This is a genomic window from Streptomyces sp. Root1304, assembly GCF_001426405.1.
Classification (GTDB): domain Bacteria; phylum Actinomycetota; class Actinomycetes; order Streptomycetales; family Streptomycetaceae; genus Streptomyces.
Window position 1 is genome coordinate 340,723 of record NZ_LMEP01000024.1, and the last position, 18,645, is coordinate 359,367.

An 18,645-nucleotide genomic window follows, 5' to 3' on the forward strand; every position below is an offset into this window, starting at 1 on the left:
CAGGCCGGGCTCGCGGGGTCTGGCCTGGCCGTCGTGGAGGCCCCGGAGGGCCTCCACGCGGCCGTGGATCAGGCCTGGCGGCGGACCTCCACCACCCGGAAGCGGTTGGAGACGAAGGCGCCGTCGCACAGTGCGGCGTTCGCCGCAGGGTTCCCGCCGGAGCCGTGGAAGTCGGAGAACGCGGCCGTCTGGTTCACGTACACCCCGCCCGTGAGGTTCAGCGAGAGCTGGGCCGACTCCTCCAGGCAGACCTCCTCCACCGCGCGCTCGGTGTCCGCCGAGGTCGTGTACGCCCCGACGGTCATCGCGCCCTTCTCGCGGACCGTGCGCCGCAGCAGCTCCAGGGCGTCCTCGGTGGAGTCCACCGAGACGGCGAAGGAGACCGGGCCGAAGCACTCCGAGAAGTACGCGGCCTGGGCGTCGGGCTTCGAGCCGTCCAGCTTCACGACGACCGGCGTGCGGACCACGGCGTCCGGATACTCCGGGTTGACCACCTCGCGGGAGGCGAGCGCCACCTCGCCGAGACCGGCGGCGGCCTCCAGACGTGCCTTCACGTCCGGGTTGACCAGGGCGCCGAGCAGCCCGTTCGCCCGCGCGTCGTCGCCGAGCAGGCCGCCGACCGCCGCCGCGAGGTCGGCGACGACCTCGTCGTACGACTTGGGGCCCTGGTCGGTGGTGATGCCCTCGCGGGGGATCAGCAGGTTCTGCGGGGTGGTGCACATCTGGCCGCTGTACAGGGAGAGCGAGAACGCCAGGTTGGCGAGCATCCCCTTGTAGTCGTCCGTGGAGTCGATCACGACCGTGTTGACGCCGGCCTTCTCGGTGTAGACCTGCGCCTGGCGCGCGTTGGCCTCCAGCCAGTCGCCGAAGGCGGTGGAGCCGGTGTAGTCGATGATCCGGATCTCGGGGCGCACGGCCAGGGTCTTGGCGATGCCCTCGCCCGGACGCTCGACGGCGAGCGCCACCAGGTTCGGGTCGAAGCCGGTCTCGGCCAGCACCTCGCGGGCGACCCGGACGGTGAGCGCGAGCGGCAGGACCGCGCGCGGGTGCGGCTTGACCAGGACGGGGTTGCCGGTGGCGAGGGAGGCGAACAGGCCCGGGTAGCCGTTCCAGGTGGGGAAGGTGTTGCAGCCGATCATCAGGGCGATGCCGCGGCCGACCGGGGTGAACTCCTTGGTCAGCTCCAGGGGGTCGCGCTTGCCCTGGGGCTTGGACCAGTCGGCCCGGCCCGCGGGGGTGCGGGTCTGCTCCACGTACGCGTACGCCACGGCTTCGAGGCCGCGGTCCTGGGCGTGCGGCCCGCCGGCCTGGAACGCCATCATGAACGCCTGTCCGCTGGTGTGCATGACGGCGTGGGAGAACTCGTGGGTGCGGGCGGAGATCCGGGCGAGGATCTCCAGGCAGACCAGGGCGCGGGTCTCGGGCCCGGCGTCCCGCCACGCGCCCGTGCCCGCGCGCATCGCGGGGAGCAGGACGTCGATGTCGGCGTGCGGGTACTCGATGCCGAGGGCGGGGCCGTAGGGCGAGGTCTCGCCGCCGGTCCAGCCGTCCGTGCCGGGCTGGTCCAGCTCGAAGCGGGTGTTCAGCGTGGCCCGGTGGGCGGCGAGGCCGGCGGCCGCGTCGAGCGAGCCGTCCGCGCCGTAGGCCTTCGGGTGCTCGGGGTGCGGCGACCAGTAGGCACGGGTCCGGATGGTGGCGAGCGCCTGGTCGAGCGTGGACCGGTGCTTCTCGGCCAGACGGTCGGTGGTCAGCTGAGCGGTGGCCATGGATGGACCAACTCCTCGTCGAGCTGGGCAGGGAGACGCGTACGGAGTTAGAGTAACCGAACGATCGGTCGGGACAAGGGGGCCTGTCGATCCTGTGGAAAACCCATCGGGGAGGATCACTCCATGAGCGCCAACGTGACCGTCAGGGGGAGCGACGACGTGACCGCCAGTGAGACCGCCGCAGAGGGACAGGACCGCGCCGCCGCCGTGGAAGCCGGGGAATCAGGGCCCGCGGGAGCCGTGGAAACCACGCCCGCCGGAGCCGTGGGGGACGCCGTCGGCCGGGACCGCACCGTCGCCGTCGTCGGCACCGGGACCATGGGCCAGGGGATCGCCCAGGTCGCACTGGTCGCCGGTCACCCCGTGCGCCTCTACGACAGCGCCCCGGGCCGGGCCGCCGAGGCCGTCGCCGCCCTCACCGCCCGCCTGGACCGGCTCGTGGAGAAGGGGCGCCTCGACGCCGCCGCCCGTGAGGCCGCCGTCGGCCGGCTGTACGCGGCCGAGGACCCCGCCGAGCTCGCGGACGCCGCCCTCGTGATCGAGGCGATCGTCGAGGACCTCTCCGTCAAGCAGCGGCTCTTCGCCGACCTGGAGAAGATCGTCGGCGACGACACCGTCCTCGCCACCAACACCTCCTCCCTCTCCGTCACCGCCATCGCGGGAGGGCTCCGGCTGCCCGGGCGCTTCGTCGGACTGCACTTCTTCAACCCGGCGCCGCTGCTCCCGCTCGTCGAGGTCGTCAGCGGCTTCGCCACCGACCCGGACGTCGCCACACGCGCGTACGGGACGGTGAAGGGCTGGGGCAAGACGCCGGTGCGCTGCGCCGACACCCCCGGCTTCATCGTGAACCGGATCGCCCGCCCCTTCTACGCCGAGGCGCTGCGGGTGTTCGAGGAGGGCGCGGCGGACCCGGCCACCATCGACGCCGCGCTGCGCGAGTGCGGCGGCTTCCGCATGGGCCCCTTCGAGCTGACCGACCTCATCGGTCAGGACGTGAACGAGGCCGTCACCCGCTCCGTCTGGGAGTCCTTCCACCAGGACCCCAAGTTCACGCCCTCGCTCGCGCAGCGGCGGCTCGTGGAGTCGGGGCGGCTCGGCCGGAAGACGGGCCGTGGCTGGTTCTCGTACGAGGACGGCGCCGAGCGGCCCGAGCCGCACACGGCGGCCCCGGCGCAGGCGCCCGGCCGGATCACCGTCCGGGGCGACCTCGGGCCGGCGGAACCGCTGGTCGGCCTCTTCGAGGCGGCCGGGATCACGGTCCGGCGCAAGAAGGGCAGCGGTTGCGTCGAGCTGCCGAGCGGCGCCGAGCTCAACCTCGCGGACGGCGAGACGTCCTTCGAGTACCAGAAGGACGACATCGTCTACTTCGACCTCGCGCTCGACTACGCGGCGGCGAGCCGGATCGTGCTGTCGACCCGCGAGGGCGTCGATCCCGAGGCCCTCGCCGAGGCGGTCGGGCTCTTCCAGGCGCTCGGCAAGCAGGTGTCCGTGATCGGAGACGTGCCCGGCATGATCGTGGCCCGTACGGTCGCGATGCTGGCCGATCTGGCCGCCGACGCCGTCGACCGGGGCGTCGCCACCGCCGAGGACGTGGACACCGCGATGCGGCTCGGGGTCAACTACCCGGCGGGTCCGCTGGAGTGGGCCGGAAAGGTCGGCCACGCGCGCGTACGGGAGCTGCTGGACGCGATGCACGAGCGCTGCCCGTCGGGGCGGTACGCGCCCAGCCTCGCCACCGCGCGCCGCGCCTTCGTCGAGGACGCCCGGGACGACCGGGACGGGGAGGACTCCCGATGACCACCGCCAAGCGCGACACGTACACCCCCGAGACGCTGCTCTCCGTCGCCGTCCGGGTCTTCAACGAGCGCGGTTACGACGGCACGTCGATGGAGCACCTGTCCAAGGCGGCCGGGATCTCCAAGTCGTCGATCTACCACCACGTGTCCGGCAAGGAGGAGCTGCTGCGGCGCGCGGTCAGCCGGGCGCTCGACGGGCTCTTCGCGATCCTCGACGAGCCGGGCGCCGTGCGCGGGCGGGCCGTCGAGCGGGTCGAGTACGTCACGCGCCGCACGGTCGAGGTTCTGATCGCGGAGCTTCCGTACGTGACGCTGCTGCTGCGGGTGCGCGGCAACACGGGCACCGAGCGGTGGGCGATGGAGCGGCGGCGGGAGTTCGACCACCGGGTGGCCGAGCTGCTGAGGGCCGCCGCGGAGGAGGGCGACCTGCGGGCGGACGTGGACATCCGGCTCGCGACCCGGCTGCTCTTCGGCATGATCAACTCGTTGGTGGAGTGGTACCGGCCGCACCCGGACGCGACGGCTGAGCGCGAGCAGCTCGCGGAGACCGTCGCGCACCTGGCCTTCGACGGGCTGCGGACGGCTCGCTGAGGGCGTGAGGCCGTGGCCCGGGGGCGACCGCCCGGAGCCCGCCTGGGGCCCCTCCTGCGGTGTCCCAGGACCGGACCGGCCCCGGGTCCTGCCCCGGGCCGCCCCGCGCCGTCCCGTCCTGCCCCGGGCCGCCCCGCGCCGTCCCCTCCCGCCCCGGGCATCCCCGGGGCGGCCGGCCGGGCCCTCAGCCGCGCGGGTCCGCGTTCAGGTCCGTCTCCTCGAAGACCAGCAGCGTGCGCGTGGACAGCACCTCCGGGATCGCCTGCAGCCGGGTGAGGACCAGCTCGCGCAGCGTCCGGTTGTCCGGGGTGTGCACCAGCAGCAGGACGTCGAAATCCCCGCTGACCAGCGCGATGTGCGTGGCGCCCGGCAGCGCCCTGAGCTGCTCGCGGACCGTGCGCCAGGAGTTCTGGACGATCTTGAGCGTGATGTAGGCGGAGGCGCCGTGCCCCGCCCGCTCGTGGTTGACGCGGGCGCTGAAGCCGCGGATCACCCCGTCGTCGATGAGCCGGTTGATGCGCGCGTACGCGTTCGCCCGCGACACGTGCACCCGCTCGGCCACGGAGCGCACCGAGGCGCGGCCGTCCGTTTGCAGCAACCGCAGGATGTCGCGGTCGATCGCGTCCAGCGGGCGTGCCGGAAGCGCGCCCGTCGGCGTGCCGATCGGGGCGCTCAGCGCCTCCCCGGGAACCTCGCCCCCGGCCCCGTCGAGGGCGCCTCCCGTGTCCTCGCCCGGATCGCCGCCCGGAGCCCCGCTCCGGTCGACGGCCATTTGTTCATCCGCCATGTCCCCCCGCCTCTCTCCGGTGGACGACCTGCACACATCCCAGGCTGTGGAGAACCGTTTGTCCACAGGCTGGAGGTGCCTGTAGCCAAAATGCCTCCACGACCGAACAATCGGTAGGTGAGGCGCACCACACTCGCGCCACCCGCCTTCGGGTCTTATGCCCGCTCCCACGAGGAGGTGGACTCGTTGCAACAGCGCAGTTCGACAGTCCAAGAGCCGCCCGGTGCCGTCCCGACCTACCGGCCGACCCCGCCGCCGGCGTGGCAGCCGCGCACCGACCCCACCCCGCTGCTGCCCGAGACCGAGCCGCTGCGCGTGCTCGGCACGGACGCCGTGGCCGACGCCGACCCCGCGCTGCTGCTCCGGCTCTACGCGGAGCTGGTCCGCGGCCGCCGGTACAACACGCAGGCCACCGCCCTCACCAAGCAGGGCCGGCTCGCCGTGTACCCGTCCACCACCGGCCAGGAGGCGAGCGAGATCGCCGCCGCCCTCGCCCTGGAGGACCGGGACTGGCTCTTCCCCTCGTACCGCGACACGCTCGCGGCGGTCGCCCGCGGCCTCGACCCCGTACAGGCGCTGACCCTGCTGCGCGGCGACTGGCACACCGGGTACGACCCGCGCGAGCACCGCATAGCGCCGCTCTGCACCCCGCTGGCGACCCAGCTGCCGCACGCGGTGGGCCTGGCCCACGCCGCCCGCCTCAAGGGTGACGACGTGGTCGCGCTCGCCATGGTCGGCGACGGCGGCACCAGCGAGGGCGACTTCCACGAGGCGCTGAACTTCGCGGCCGTCTGGCAGGCCCCCGTGGTCTTCCTCGTGCAGAACAACGGCTTCGCGATCTCCGTACCGCTCGCCAAGCAGACCGCCGCCCCCTCCCTCGCGCACAAGGCCGTCGGATACGGGATGCCCGGCCGTCTCGTCGACGGCAACGACGCGGTCGCCGTCCACCAGGTGCTGACCGAGGCCGTGGCCCGCGCCCGGCGCGGCGGCGGCCCGACCCTGGTCGAGGCCATCACGTACCGGATCGACGCCCACACCAACGCCGACGACGCCACCCGCTACCGCGCGGCCGGCGAGGTCGAGGCCTGGCGGGCGCACGACCCGATCCTGATCCTCGAACGGGAACTCACCGAGCGGGGTCTGCTCGACGAGGACGGCAGGCGGGCGGCCGCGGAGGCCGCCGAGACGATGGCCGCCGACCTGCGGGAGCGGATGAACGCCGACCCGGTGCTCGACCCGATGGACCTCTTCTCGCACGTGTACGCGGAGCAGACCGCGCAGCTGCGCGAACAGGCGGCGCAGCTGCGCGCCGAGCTCGAAGCCGAGGGTGAGGCGTGATGACGACGGCGACGACCGGACCCGCGGCGGACAGGACCGCCGCGAAGGCCGGCAAGCCCAAGCCGGCCACGATGGCGCAGGCGCTCCAGCGCGCCATGCGCGACGCGATGGCCGAGGACCCGACCGTCCATGTGATGGGTGAGGACGTCGGCACCCTGGGCGGTGTCTTCCGGGTCACCGACGGACTCGCCAAGGAGTTCGGCGAGGACCGCTGCACGGACACGCCGCTGGCCGAGGCGGGCATCCTCGGCGCGGCCGTCGGCATGGCGATGTACGGGCTGCGGCCGGTCGTCGAGATGCAGTTCGACGCGTTCGCGTACCCGGCGTTCGAGCAGCTGATCTCCCACGTGGCGAAGATGCGGAACCGGACGCGCGGCGCGATGCCGATGCCGATCGTGATCCGTGTCCCGTACGGCGGCGGGATCGGCGGCGTCGAGCACCACAGCGACTCCTCCGAGGCCTACTACATGGCCACCCCCGGACTGCACGTCGTCACCCCGGCCACGGTCGAGGACGCCTACGGGCTGCTGCGCGCGGCCATCGCCTCCGACGACCCGGTGGTCTTCCTGGAGCCCAAGCGGCTCTACTGGTCCAAGTCCGACTGGTCCCCCGAGGCGCCCGCGCCCGTCGAGCCGATCGGCAGGGCCGTCGTCCGGCGCCCCGGCACCGGGGCCACCCTGATCACCTACGGCCCCTCGGTGCCGGTCTGCCTGGAGGCGGCCGAGGCCGCCCAGGCCGAGGGCTGGGACCTGGAGGTCGTCGACCTGCGCTCGCTCGTGCCGTTCGACGACGAGACCGTCTGCGCCTCGGTGCGGCGCACCGGCCGCGCGGTCGTGGTGCACGAGTCCACCGGCTTCGGCGGCCCCGGCGCGGAGATCGCCGCGCGCGTCACCGAGCGCTGCTTCCACCATCTGGAGGCACCGGTGCTGCGGGTCGCGGGCTTCGACATCCCCTACCCGCCGCCGATGCTGGAGCGGCACCACCTGCCGGGCGTGGACCGGGTCCTGGACGCGGTGGCGCGACTGCAGTGGGAGGCGGGGAGCTGATGGCCCAGGTGCTGGAGTTCAAGCTGCCCGACCTCGGTGAGGGACTCACCGAGGCGGAGATCGTGCGCTGGCTGGTCGCCGTCGGCGACGTCGTCGCGATCGACCAGCCGGTCGTCGAGGTCGAGACGGCCAAGGCGATGGTCGAGGTGCCCTGCCCGTACGGCGGGGTGGTCACCGCCCGGTTCGGCGAGGAGGGCACCGAACTGCCCGTCGGAGCGCCGCTCCTGACGGTCGCGGTGGGTGGCACGGGCGCGCCGGAGGAGCGCGCGGAAGCGGCTCCGGGAGCCGCGCCCACGGCGGGCAGGGCCGCCGCCGAGGCCGCCGAATCCGCCGTGTCCTCGGAGTATTCGGGCAATGTGCTCGTCGGATACGGCACGGCCGGGCCCGCGGCCCGCCGCCGCCGGGTACGGCACGAGAGCCCGGCCGCGGCACGGGCCACCGCCCCTGCCCCCACCCCTGTCGCCGTTGCGGCCCCGACCCCGGCTCCGGCTCCGGTCGCCGTGGCGGTCGGTGGGCACGCGGGGCCGGTGCCGGTCATCTCGCCGCTGGTGCGGAAGCTGGCCAGGGACCGGGGGCTCGATCTGCGGGAGGTGCGCGGATCGGGGCCCGAGGGGCTGATCCTGCGGGCCGACGTGGAGCTGGCCCTCACGGCCCTGGAGCGGACGGCCGCACCCGCGACCACCGCGCCCGTCGTCGCCGCGCCCGCTGTCCCGGCGTCCCTCTCGACGTCCGCGCCGGCGTCCGCTCTGGTGGCAGCCCCCGCCGTCGCCGAGCGGATTCCGCTGCGCGGGGTGCGCGGCGCCGTCGCGGACAAGCTGTCCCGCAGCCGTACGGAGATCCCGGACGCGACCTGCTGGGTCGACGCCGACGCGACCGAGCTGATGGCGGCGCGGACCGCGATGAACGCGGCGGGCGGGCCGAAGATCTCCCTGCTCGCGCTCCTCGCCCGGATCTGCGTCCACGCCCTGAGCCGGTTCCCCGAGCTCAACTCGACCGTGGACACCACCGCCCGGGAGATCGTCCGGCTGCCGGCCGTGCACCTCGGCTTCGCCGCCCAGACCCCGCGCGGCCTGGTCGTCCCCGTGGTCAAGGACGCCGGGTCCCGTACGACGGAGTCGCTGACGGCCGAGTTCGCCCGGCTGACGGAGGCCGCCCGGCAGTCCGCGCTCACCCCGGCCGATCTCACCGGCGGCACGTTCACCCTGAACAACTACGGGGTGTTCGGGGTCGACGGCTCCACGCCGATCATCAACCACCCCGAGGCCGCCATGCTCGGCGTCGGCCGGATCATCCCGAAACCCTGGGTCCACCAGGGCGAACTGGCCGTCCGCCAGGTCGTGCAGCTGTCGTTCACCTTCGACCACCGCGTCTGCGACGGCGGTACGGCGGGCGGCTTCCTGCGGTACGTGGCCGACTGTGTCGAGCAGCCCGCGGTCCTGCTCCGCACACTCTGAAGCCCCGCCCCCACCAGGGGCCGCGGCCGTTCCCGCCGTCCGTGCCGTCTCGACCAGGAGACGCGCCGGACGGCGGTGGCCGTCGGCGGCCCATACTGCTGGGGTGACCACACCACATGACGCCGTCGTGCTCGCCGGAGGCGCCGCCACGCGCCTCGGCGGCGCCGACAAGCCCGGAGTACGGGTCGGAGGCCGGGCGCTCCTCGACCGGGTCCTCACGGCCTGCGGCGGCGCGGACCGGACCGTGGTCGTCGGCGACGCCCGGCCGACCGTCCGCCCCGTCCGCTGGACCCGCGAGGACCCGCCCGGCGGAGGCCCGCTGGCCGCCCTCGGCGCGGGCGTGCGGGAGACCGGGGCCGAGGTCCTGCTCGTCCTCTCCGCCGACCTGCCCTTCCTCGACGAGGACACCGTCCGGCGCCTGCTCGGGGCGCTCGCCGAGGACCCCGACGCCGAGGCCGCGCTCCTCACCGACGCCGACGGGCGGGACCAGCCGCTCGTCGCCGCCTACCGGGCCGCCCCGCTCCGCCGCGAACTGGCCCGCGCCGCCGAGCCGCACGGCACCCTCGCGGGCGGTCCGCTGCGCCTGCTCACCGGAGCGCTGCGCCTCACCCGGGTCGCCGCCGGGCCCCTGGCCTCCTTCGACTGCGACACCTGGGAGGACATCGCCACGGCGCGGGCCCGGATCAGGGAGCATGGGAGCGTGCTGGATGAATGGATCACCGCAGTCAAGGACGAACTGGGCATCGAGCTGGACGTCGACACCGGCGTACTGCTGGACCTGGCCCGGGACGCCGCCCACGGGGTGGCCCGCCCCGCCGCGCCCCTGACCACCTTCCTGGTCGGATACGCGGCGGCGCGCGCGGGCGCCGACGGCGGGCCCGAGGCGGTCGCCGAGGCGGCCCGGAAGGCCGCCGCGCTGGCCCAGCGCTGGGCCGCCGAGCAGGACGAGGCCGGATGAGCCTGAGGGAACCCGTACCGGTGGCCCCGGGAACCGACGCCGGCGTGCCGGCCGAGCGCCCGCACCGGGCCACCGCCTGGCCCGAGGCGCGGGCCGCGGCCGTCCGCGCAGGGACCTCCGCGCGGGCCGGCCGGGCGCCGTCGGGCGTGCCGCTCGGGCAGGCGCTCGGCCGGGTCCTGACGGAGCCGCTGACAGCCCTGACCGACCTGCCGTCCTTCGACACCTCCGCCATGGACGGCTGGGCGGTCACGGGCCCCGGACCCTGGACGGTGATCGAGGAGGGCGCCGTCCTCGCCGGTCACGCGCCCGCGACCGGGACGGAGCGGCGGTCGGCCGACGGCGAGGCGGTACGGATCGCCACAGGCGCGCGGATCCCCCCGGGCACCACCGCCGTCGTCCGCACCGAGCACGCGCGCACCGAGCGTCCGGCCGCCGACCCGGCTGCCGCCGCTGTCGACCCCGGCGCCCTCCTGTTGTACGCGCTCCGCGATGTCGTGCCCGGTCAGGACATCCGTCCTCGGGGCCAGGAGTGCCGCTCCGGCGACGAACTCCTCCCCGCGGGCACCCTCGTGACCCCCGCCGTCCTCGGCCTCGCGGCCGCCGCCGGCTACGACACGCTCCCCGTACCGTCCCGCCCCCGGGTGGAGATCCTGGTCCTCGGCGACGAGCTGCTCACGGCGGGGCTTCCGCACGAGGGACTCATCCGCGACGCCCTCGGCCCGATGCTCGGCCCCTGGCTGACGGCGCTCGGCGCCGACGTCCTCGCCACCCGCCGCATCGGTGACGACGCCGAGGAGCTGTACGCGGCCGTCACCGGGTCCACCGCCGACCTGGTCGTGACGACCGGCGGGACGGCCGCCGGGCCCGTGGACCACGTCCACGGCGTCCTCGACAAGGCGGGCGCCACCCTCCTCGTCGACGGCGTGAAGGTCCGGCCCGGCCACCCGATGCTGCTCGCCCGCCTCGGCGCCTCGCCCGGCCGTCCGGGAGGCGTCCGCCACCTGGTCGGACTCCCCGGCAACCCGCTCGCGGCCGTCTCGGGCCTCCTCACCCTCGCCGAACCCCTGTTCAGGGCCCTCGCGGCAGGGGAAGCGGCAGCGGAACCGGACGCCGAGACCGGCGCCGGAGCAGCCGCCGAAACCGCCACCGCCGGAGCGGGCACGGAAGCCACCGCCGGAACAGACACCGAAGCCGGGGTCGCCGCCGGAACCGCAGCCGGCGCCCGGGCGGCCGTCGACGACCACATCACCCGCCTCGCCCTCCAGGGCGAAGTGCAGGGGCACCCGTACGACACGCGTCTCGTCCCGGTCGTCCGCCGGGGCGGGCGGGTCGTGCCGCTGCACTACAACGGACCGGCCATGCTCCGTGGCATCGCCGCCGCCGACGGTCTGGCCGTCGTCCCGCCCGGCGGCGCGCGCCCCGGCCAGGAACTGGACGTCCTCGACCTTCCCTGGCCCACGGCCGAGGGGGCCGTACCGGCCCAAGGAGCGTGTTTCACGTGAAACTTCCCAGTCGCGACGTGATGGCCCGCCAGGCGGACGAGCGGATCGCGAGCCCGAGCATCCGGCTCCCCCGCCGGGTCGTCGAGCGTCCGCTGCGCCAGGTCGGCAAGCGGCTGCTCATGGCGATGGCCGTGCTCGCCGTGACCATCCTCATCGTCTACGTCGACCGCGACGGCTACCACGACAACGCCGACGACACGCTCGACCTCCTCGACTGCGCCTACTACGCGACCGTGACCCTCTCCACCACCGGCTACGGCGACATCGTGCCGTACAGCGACACGGCGCGGCTCGCCAACATCCTGCTGGTCACGCCCCTGCGCGTGCTGTTTCTGATCATCCTGGTCGGCACCACCCTCGAAGTCCTCACCGAGCGGACGCGCGAGGAGTTCCGGCTGAACCGCTGGAGGTCCACCTTGCGCGACCACACCGTCATCGTCGGCTTCGGCACCAAGGGGCGGTCCGCGATCCAGACCCTCTGCGCGACCGGGCTCCGCAAGGACCAGATCGTCATCGTCGACCCCTCCACCAAGGTCATCGAGACGGCGAACGCGGACGGCTTCGTCGGGGTCGTCGGCGACGCGACCCGCAGCGATGTGCTGCTCCGCGCCGAGGTGCAGCGGGCCCGCCAGATCGTCATCGCCACCCAGCGCGACGACACGGCCGTCCTGGTCACCCTCACGGCGCGCCAGCTCAACCGGGGCGCGAAGATCGTCGCCGCGGTCCGCGAGGAGGAGAACGCGCCGCTGCTGCGCCAGTCCGGTGCGGACGCGGTCATCACCAGCGCCAGCGCCGCCGGGCGACTGCTCGGCCTCTCCGTACTGAGCCCCAGCGCGGGCACGGTCATGGAGGACCTGATCCAGCAGGGCTCGGGCCTCGACCTCGTCGAACGCCCGGTGACCAAGAGCGAGGTCGGCAAGAGCGTGCGGGAGACGGGCGACCTGGTGGTGAGCGTGCTGCGCGGCCACCGGCTGCTCGGTTACGACGACCCGGCCGCCAGCCCGCTCCAGCTCACCGACCGGGTGATCACCATCGTGCGCGCCGCGGCGGTCACCCCGCTGAGCACCCCGCCGGAGGACTGAGCACTCCACAGCACGCCACCGGAGGACCGGGCCCGCCACCCGGAAGCCCGAGCGCGGTGGGCCCGGCGCGGTGGCGGGAGTAGCCTCGCCGCCATGTATGCGATCACGATTCCGGAACCCGGTGGTCCCGAGGCCCTCGTCTGGGCCGAGGTGCCCGACCCCGTACCCGGCGAGGGCGAGGTCCTCGTCGAGGTGGTGGCCAGCGCCGTCAACCGCGCCGATCTGCTCCAGCGGCAGGGCTTCTACAACCCGCCGCCGGGCACGTCCCCGTACCCCGGTCTGGAGTGTTCGGGCCGGATCGTCGCGCTCGGCTCCGGCGTGGCCGGCTGGGCGGTCGGCGACGAGGTCTGCGCGCTGCTCGCCGGCGGCGGTTACGCCGAGAAGGTCGTCGTACCGGCCGGGCAGCTGCTTCCCGTGCCGGAGGGCGTCGACCTGGCCACGGCCGCAGCGCTCCCCGAGGTCGCCTGCACCGTCTGGTCCAACATCTTCATGATCGCGCACCTGCGGCCGGGCGAGACGCTGCTCGTGCACGGTGGCGCGAGCGGGATCGGGACGATGGCGATCCAGCTGGCGAAGGCGGTCGGGGCGCGGGTCGCGGTCACCGCCGGAGGCCCCGAGAAGCTGGCGCGCTGCGCCGAACTCGGCGCGGACATCCTCATCGACTACCGCGAGCAGGACTTCGTCGAGGAACTGGCGAAGGCGACGGACGGGGCGGGCGCGGACGTCGTCCTGGACATCGTGGGCGCCAAGTACCTGGACCGGAACGTGCAGGCGCTGGCCGTGAACGGCCGGCTGGTCGTCATCGGTCTCCAGGGCGGGGTGAAGGCCGAGCTGAACCTCGGGGCGCTGCTCGCGAAGCGCGCCGCCGTCATGGCGACGACGCTGAGGGCCCGTCCCGCGGACGAGAAGGCGGCGATCGTCGCCGCCGTCCGGGAGCACGTCTGGCCGCTGATCGCCGCGGGCGCGGTCCGGCCCGTCGTCGACCGGACGCTGCCGCTGTCGGAGGCGGCCGAGGGGCACCGGGTGCTGGAGGCGAGCGGCCACATCGGCAAGGTGCTGCTGCTCACGCCCCAGGCCTGAGGCGGGGACGCGGGAGGGGCCCGGCACACAAGGTGCCGGGCCCCTCCTCCGTACGGTCGGGGTCTACGCGAGACCCTTACAGGTACGGGCCCGAGCGGACCGCGTGGCCGTGGCCGCGGTCGTCGTCGTCATCGTCGTGGGACGAACCCGGCGGGAGCGCCCTGCGCATCTGCTCCAGCTGGGCGCGGGCCGCCATCTGCTGGGCGAACAGTGCCGTCTGGATGCCGTGGAAGAGGCCCTCCAGCCAGCCCACCAGCTGTGCCTGCGCGATGCGCAGCTCGGCCTCGGAGGGGATCGCCTCGTCCGTGAACGGCAGGGAGAGGCGCTCCAGTTCCTCCACCAGTTCGGGCGCGAGCCCGTCCTCCAGCTCCTTCACGGAGCTGGCGTGGATGTCCTTGAGCCTGACCCGGCTGGCCTCGTCGAGAGGTGCCGCGCGTACTTCCTCCAGGAGCTGCTTGATCATGCTGCCGATCCGCATGACCTTGGCAGGCTGCTCGACCATGTCCGTCACCGGGACCTCGCGGGGTTCGTCGTCGCCCTGAGTGCCGCCGAGCGCCATCCCGTCCTGTCCCACGATGAGGACCTGGGGGCTCTCCTGCGACCTGTCATTCCTCGGCATCTCCATGCCGCCATTCTCTCGTACCCAAGCGTCACCACGAGGTGTGCCCCCGCACGAGGGTGATCCACCCTCGTGCGGGGGCACAGGACGACAACGAAGACCGTCAGGTCGCCGCGCGCCGGGCCATCGCGCCGCGCGAGCGGGTCACGAGGGCGGCGAGCAGGGCGGCGCCGAGCGGTACGGCGATGAGCAGCCCGCCGAGGGTCTCCCAGGGGACGACGATCGGAACGTACGGCTCCGGCATGTCACCGCCCCAGCCTTCGGCGATGCTCTGCTGGTACATGGCGATCTGGTCGCGTTCCTCGGTGAGCCGGAGCCCCATGGCGGGCAGCATGCCGGCCGCCGAGCCGAGGATCACACCCATCGCGGCGACCACTCCGCACTGGAAGCCGCTGAGGGTGCGGCGGACGCGGGGCGGGGCGCCGACGGCGGCGAGCGTCTTCAGGTCGGCCTCGGCGTCGGCCTGGGCGAGCCCGGTGGCGATGCCCGCGGCGCCGATGGTGACGAGGCCCGCGAAGATCGACAGCGACAGGAGGATGAGGCTGCTCTTGTTGACGAAGCCCTCCTCCAGGTAGAGGTCGACGCTGCTGCCGAGCTTGGCGAGTTCGCCGTCGAGCTTCTGGCGGACCTCGTCGTCCGGGAGCCGGTCGGTGGAGAGGTACGTGCCCAGCGGCACGGTGGTCAGTCCGGCGGCCTTGGCGGTGGCCGGGGTCATCAGGGCCTGGAGGCCGTAGGCGTCCGGGGTGCCGGGCACGCGGTAGGCGGGGACGGAGCTGACCTTGCCCGGCGCGGGAAGGTTCGCGTCGAGCGCCTTGTCGGCGGCGGCGAGGTCGGTGATCTGCTTGATCCCGATCGTGCCGTTCTTGTCGATCTGGGCGCGGGAGAAGCTGACGATCTTCCCCTCGGCGAGGGCCTTCACGGCTCCGGCGTCCTCGATGCCGAGGACCTTGAGGAGCTTGGCGTCACCGATGACGAGACCGCCCTCGGTGGGGACCCAGCCGCCGCCGGAGGACTGGTTGCAGCGCCAGTCCTCGGCGAGCAGCTTCCGTCGCTGGTCGGGAGTGAACTGCTCCGACGGGTCACCGCCGCCCGGGATCGTCTTGTACAGCGGGCACTCGTTGGCCGGGGGGATGACGATCTCGTAGTGGCCGCAGCCCGCGCCGCGGCCCCAGGGGTCGCAGCTCGCCTTGCCGACGGAGACGCGCTCGACATCGGCGCGGACGTCGACCGGCAGGTAGCGCTGGAGCGCGTCGCGGACCGCGGGGACGTCCCGGCCGCCCTCCTCCGTGACGATGGCGGAGACAGCGCCGTACGGCAGCCGGGCCTCGTAGGTCGCCTTGCTCTCGGCCTCACGGCTGGCCATGTAGGTGGAGACGGCGACCGTGCCCGCGACGGCGGCGAGGACGGCGGCGACGGCCGGTGCCGTACGGCCCCGGTTGCGCACGGCGTCCCGCAGCGCGAGCCGCGGCGACAGCGGCAGCCAGCGCCCGGTGCGCCCGAACAGGCCGACCAGGGCCGGGGTCATGGCGACGACGCCCAGCTCGGCGAGGGCCGAGCCGCCCGCGACGATGGCGACCTGTCCGCTGACCAGCGAGCCGAAGAGGGCGATGGCACCGCCGAGGAGGAGGGCCCCGAGGCCGATCAGCGGCAGGACCCGGCTGGAGCGGCGGACGCCGCGCCGGCCGGTGAGCGAGGCGAGGACGGTCTGCCGGGAGGCCGTGATCGCCGGGACGATCGCGGCGAGCAGACCGGTCAGGACGGCGAGCAGCGCGATGCCGAGGAGTTCGAGCGGCCGGACGTCGAAGGCGCCGAACCGCTGCCCCATGGTCTGTTCGAGGACCGGCTGGAGCAGCAGGGTGAGGATCACGGCGAGGACCGTGCCGGTGACCGCCGCGGCGATACCGATGACCAGACCGCCGCTCAGCACGATGGCCCGGATGTGGCTGCGGGCACCGCCGTTGGCCCCGACGAGGCCGAGCTGGCGCCGCGAGCGGCGGGCGCCGACCGCGAAGGCCGGTCCGGCGAGCAGACAGATCTCCAGCATCGCCAGGGCGACGACGGTGACGAGGGAGGCGAGTTCGGCGGCGTTACCCGCCGGACCGTCGTGGAAGTCGCCCCAGCCGCCCTTCTGGTAGAGCGGGACCTCGGAGTCGGCCGGCGGGTCGAGGAACACGGCGCGCGAGGCGACGACCACACCCTTGGTGTTGATCTCCTTGACCATGTTCCACGTGAAACCACCGGGCTTGCGCACCAGATAGCTGGTGGAGCCCCCGGGGGCGGACAGACCGGCCTTCTCGGCGGCCACCGCGTACGGCGCGAGGAAGGCGCCGGGCAGGGCGTTGATCTGGTCCGTCTTGAGAGAGTCGGGAATTTCGTAGGAGCCGACGATCCGGTACTGGCGGTCGAAGTTGCGGGCGGAAAGGGTCGAGCCGAGCGTCAGACCGCTGCTCTCCAGGAAGTGCGAGGTCGCCATGACCTCGTCGTTCTTCTCGGGGAACCGTCCTTCGAGGAGGGTCGTGATGCCGCGGGCGATCGGGTCGCCCGCCTTGAGCTCGCGGACCTCGGTGACGAGCAGACCGTGGGTCGTCGTCATCTTGGCCGAACCGGTGCGGTCCGTGAGGACGGTGGAACCGGCCGGGAAGGTCTTGGTGACATCGGTCGGGCCGCTGGGCCAGGCCATGTTCTCGTAGTCCTTGGCCGGCGTGGTCATCTCGCCGAGCGGGTCCTGGAGGATCGGGACCCCGTCGTAATCGGCGTCCTTGAACCGGGCGTCGGCCGCCCCTATCTGGCGGTCCGCGCGCTCGCCGGGCGACAACTCGGAGCTGCGGTAGGTCAGATCGAGGGCGCTGACGCCCAGGATGGGCAGCGCGATCATGGCGAGGACGAGGGCGCTGCGGCCCTTGGAACGCCAGGCGTCACGACGGGCGATGCGGATCGCGGCCCGCCAGGAGTGGAACCAGGTCTTCACGCTTCGGCCACCTGGCCCGACAGCAGGGAGTCGGCTTCGCTGCGCACGGTCTGGTCGACGATGGCGCCGTCCCGCAGGAACACGACCCGGTCCGCCCAGGCGGCGAACCGCGGCTCGTGGGTGACGAGGACACCGGCGGCGCCCGCGTCGCAACGGGTGCGGAGCAGGGCGAGCACGGACTCGCCGGTCTCGGAGTCCAAGGCGCCGGTCGGCTCGTCGGCGAGCACCAGACGGCGGTCGCCGACCAGGGCGCGGGCGATGGCGACGCGCTGCTGCTGACCGCCGGACATCTCGTCGGGGAAGCGGTCGGCGAGGTGGCCGAGCCCCATCTCCTCCAGGGCCCCCACGGCCTCGACGCGCGCCTTGCGGGCGGAGGTGCCGTCCAGCTCGCGGGGCAGTGCCACGTTCTCGGCGGCGGTGAGCGCCGGGATGAGGTTGTAGTCCTGGAAGACGTAGCCGATGCTGCGGCGGCGCAGGGCCGCGAGCTGCTTGACGCTCGCGGTGGTGATGTCGGTGTCCTCGACGATCACCTGACCCGAGGTGGGGGTGTCGAGGCCGCCCGCGATGGTGAGCAGCGTGGACTTGCCGGAGCCGGACGGGCCCATGACGGCGACGAGTTCACCCGGGTACACGGCGAGGTCGATGCCGCGCAGGGCATGCACCTCGGTGGCACCCGCGCCATGGACGCGGGTCAGGTTCTTGAGTTGCAGCACGGGCTGCTGTGCGGACATGAAGGGGTCCCCCCTTGGGCGTACGCGGCGGGCTGCCGGGCACGGGAGCGAGCGGTGGAAGGCGGTGCGGAAGTGGTACGGGCGGGGTGCGGCGTGTGGTCAGCGCGCCCCGCCCACGGGTGGGGCGGCCTCGGCGACGGGCTGCGGCGGTACGGCGGACACGGGGGCGGCGGTTCGGGTGGCACCGGTGGTCATGCCGGTGCCGGTGCCCGAGCCGGAGCCGAGGTCTGTGCGACCGCCGGCGTCCGTGCTCGTGCCCCTGTCCGTATCCGTGTTCCCGTGCGTGTCGAGCGCCGAGAGGCGGATCAGCCGGGACTCGCAGTGGTCCAGCCAGCGCGCCTCGGCCTCGGTCTGGAAGATCAGCTGCTCCAGGACGAGCAGCCAGGCCACGTCGTCCCGTTCCCGGGCTCCGCCGCTCTCGACGGCGACGAGCGCCTGGGCCTTGAGCCGGGTGTAGTCCTGCATCGCCTGCACGGTGTGCCGGCGCTGGGACTGGATGACGTGGCGGATGTCGACGCCCGGGGCGCCCACCGCCATGGCGAGCTTGATGGCCAGCTCGTCACGGGCCGGGCTGGTGCGGTCCACCGGCCTCTCGAACCAGGTCCTCAGCTCGGCGCGACCGCTGTCGGTGATCGCGTAGAGCGCGTGCCCGGCCGTGTCCTCGCCGCCCTGCGCGACCATGCCGTCGCGCTCCAGACGGTTGAGGGTCGTGTAGACCTGGCCGACGTTCAGTGGCCATGTGGAGCCGGTGCGGGACTCGAACTCCGTACGGAGCTGGGAGCCGTAGCGAGGGCCGCGTTCGAGAAGGGCGAGAAGCCCATGGCGGATCGACATACTCAGTATGTATACCGGGTATGCCGGGACGGACAACCGTCCTGAGAGGGAAGCGGGGGGTCCGCCTCAAGGGGGACCCGGGGGGTCCGGAGG

At 73.7% G+C, this 18,645-nt stretch carries 15 protein-coding genes; 9 read left to right on the top strand and 6 right to left on the bottom strand.

Features of this window, described 5'->3' with window-relative positions:
• Nucleotides 1-68: 68 nt before the first annotated feature.
• Nucleotides 69-1,766: a phenylacetic acid degradation protein PaaN gene (gene paaN, locus ASD33_RS26125; RefSeq protein WP_056565332.1), complete on the bottom strand. Its 1,698-nt coding sequence runs from the start codon at nt 1,764-1,766 to the stop codon at nt 69-71.
• A gap of 123 nt (nt 1,767-1,889) precedes the next feature.
• On the opposite strand from paaN, the gene ASD33_RS26130 reads away from it, so the two are divergent.
• Complete coding sequence (locus ASD33_RS26130; protein ID WP_079045027.1) at nt 1,890-3,563, top strand: 3-hydroxyacyl-CoA dehydrogenase; 1,674 nt, start codon at nt 1,890-1,892, stop codon at nt 3,561-3,563.
• The gene (locus ASD33_RS26135; protein WP_056565335.1) at nt 3,560-4,153 is read left to right on the top strand and encodes a TetR/AcrR family transcriptional regulator; all 594 of its coding nucleotides are present in this window, start codon (nt 3,560-3,562) and stop codon (nt 4,151-4,153) included. Before ASD33_RS26130 ends, ASD33_RS26135 begins: the two co-directional genes overlap by 4 nt.
• A 184-nt stretch (nt 4,154-4,337) precedes the next feature.
• Here ASD33_RS26135 and ASD33_RS26140 read toward each other — a convergent pair whose 3' ends face one another.
• Entirely contained in the window at nt 4,338-4,940 is a 603-nt protein-coding gene (locus ASD33_RS26140) for an Lrp/AsnC family transcriptional regulator (RefSeq protein WP_107103839.1), read from the bottom strand.
• A 177-nt stretch (nt 4,941-5,117) separates the two neighbouring features.
• Here ASD33_RS26140 and pdhA point away from each other — a divergent pair, with 177 nt between their 5' ends.
• The 7 genes from pdhA (at nt 5,118) to ASD33_RS26175 (ending at nt 13,400) form a co-directional block, all read left to right on the top strand.
• Complete coding sequence (gene pdhA / locus ASD33_RS26145) at nt 5,118-6,278, top strand: pyruvate dehydrogenase (acetyl-transferring) E1 component subunit alpha (protein WP_056565337.1); 1,161 nt, start codon at nt 5,118-5,120, stop codon at nt 6,276-6,278.
• A complete protein-coding gene (locus tag ASD33_RS26150; protein ID WP_056565340.1) occupies nt 6,278-7,324 on the top strand; it encodes an alpha-ketoacid dehydrogenase subunit beta in 1,047 nt (348 codons plus the stop codon). The genes pdhA and ASD33_RS26150 overlap by 1 nt, the downstream gene beginning before the upstream one ends.
• A complete protein-coding gene (locus ASD33_RS26155; protein WP_079045046.1) occupies nt 7,324-8,778 on the top strand; it encodes a dihydrolipoamide acetyltransferase family protein in 1,455 nt (484 codons plus the stop codon). Before ASD33_RS26150 ends, ASD33_RS26155 begins: the two co-directional genes overlap by 1 nt.
• A gap of 103 nt (nt 8,779-8,881) precedes the next feature.
• Nucleotides 8,882-9,736, top strand: a complete 855-nt coding sequence (locus tag ASD33_RS26160) for an NTP transferase domain-containing protein (RefSeq protein ID WP_056565346.1) — start codon at nt 8,882-8,884, stop codon at nt 9,734-9,736.
• Nucleotides 9,733-11,238, top strand: coding sequence for a molybdopterin molybdotransferase MoeA (locus ASD33_RS26165; protein ID WP_056565349.1), 1,506 nt, complete (start codon nt 9,733-9,735; stop codon nt 11,236-11,238). Before ASD33_RS26160 ends, ASD33_RS26165 begins: the two co-directional genes overlap by 4 nt.
• The gene (locus ASD33_RS26170) at nt 11,235-12,320 is read left to right on the top strand and encodes a potassium channel family protein (RefSeq protein ID WP_079045029.1); all 1,086 of its coding nucleotides are present in this window, start codon (nt 11,235-11,237) and stop codon (nt 12,318-12,320) included. Before ASD33_RS26165 ends, ASD33_RS26170 begins: the two co-directional genes overlap by 4 nt.
• Nucleotides 12,321-12,413: 93 nt before the next feature.
• Nucleotides 12,414-13,400 (top strand): NAD(P)H-quinone oxidoreductase, encoded by a 987-nt coding sequence (locus tag ASD33_RS26175; RefSeq protein WP_056565355.1) that lies wholly within the window; start codon nt 12,414-12,416, stop codon nt 13,398-13,400.
• Nucleotides 13,401-13,476: 76 nt separating this feature from the next.
• Here ASD33_RS26175 and ASD33_RS26180 read toward each other — a convergent pair whose 3' ends face one another.
• The 4 genes from ASD33_RS26180 to ASD33_RS26195 all read right to left on the bottom strand — a co-directional run bounded on the left by ASD33_RS26180 (nt 13,477) and on the right by ASD33_RS26195 (nt 18,552).
• Complete coding sequence (locus tag ASD33_RS26180) at nt 13,477-13,959, bottom strand: bacterial proteasome activator family protein (protein WP_242427283.1); 483 nt, start codon at nt 13,957-13,959, stop codon at nt 13,477-13,479.
• A 163-nt stretch (nt 13,960-14,122) separates the two neighbouring features.
• Complete coding sequence (locus ASD33_RS26185; RefSeq protein ID WP_056565360.1) at nt 14,123-16,987, bottom strand: ABC transporter permease; 2,865 nt, start codon at nt 16,985-16,987, stop codon at nt 14,123-14,125.
• The gene (locus ASD33_RS26190; protein ID WP_056565363.1) at nt 16,984-17,718 is read right to left on the bottom strand and encodes an ABC transporter ATP-binding protein; all 735 of its coding nucleotides are present in this window, start codon (nt 17,716-17,718) and stop codon (nt 16,984-16,986) included. The genes ASD33_RS26185 and ASD33_RS26190 overlap by 4 nt, the downstream gene beginning before the upstream one ends.
• Before the next feature lie 99 nt (nt 17,719-17,817).
• The gene (locus ASD33_RS26195) at nt 17,818-18,552 is read right to left on the bottom strand and encodes a PadR family transcriptional regulator (RefSeq protein ID WP_056565366.1); all 735 of its coding nucleotides are present in this window, start codon (nt 18,550-18,552) and stop codon (nt 17,818-17,820) included.
• Nucleotides 18,553-18,645: the final 93 nt, after the last annotated feature.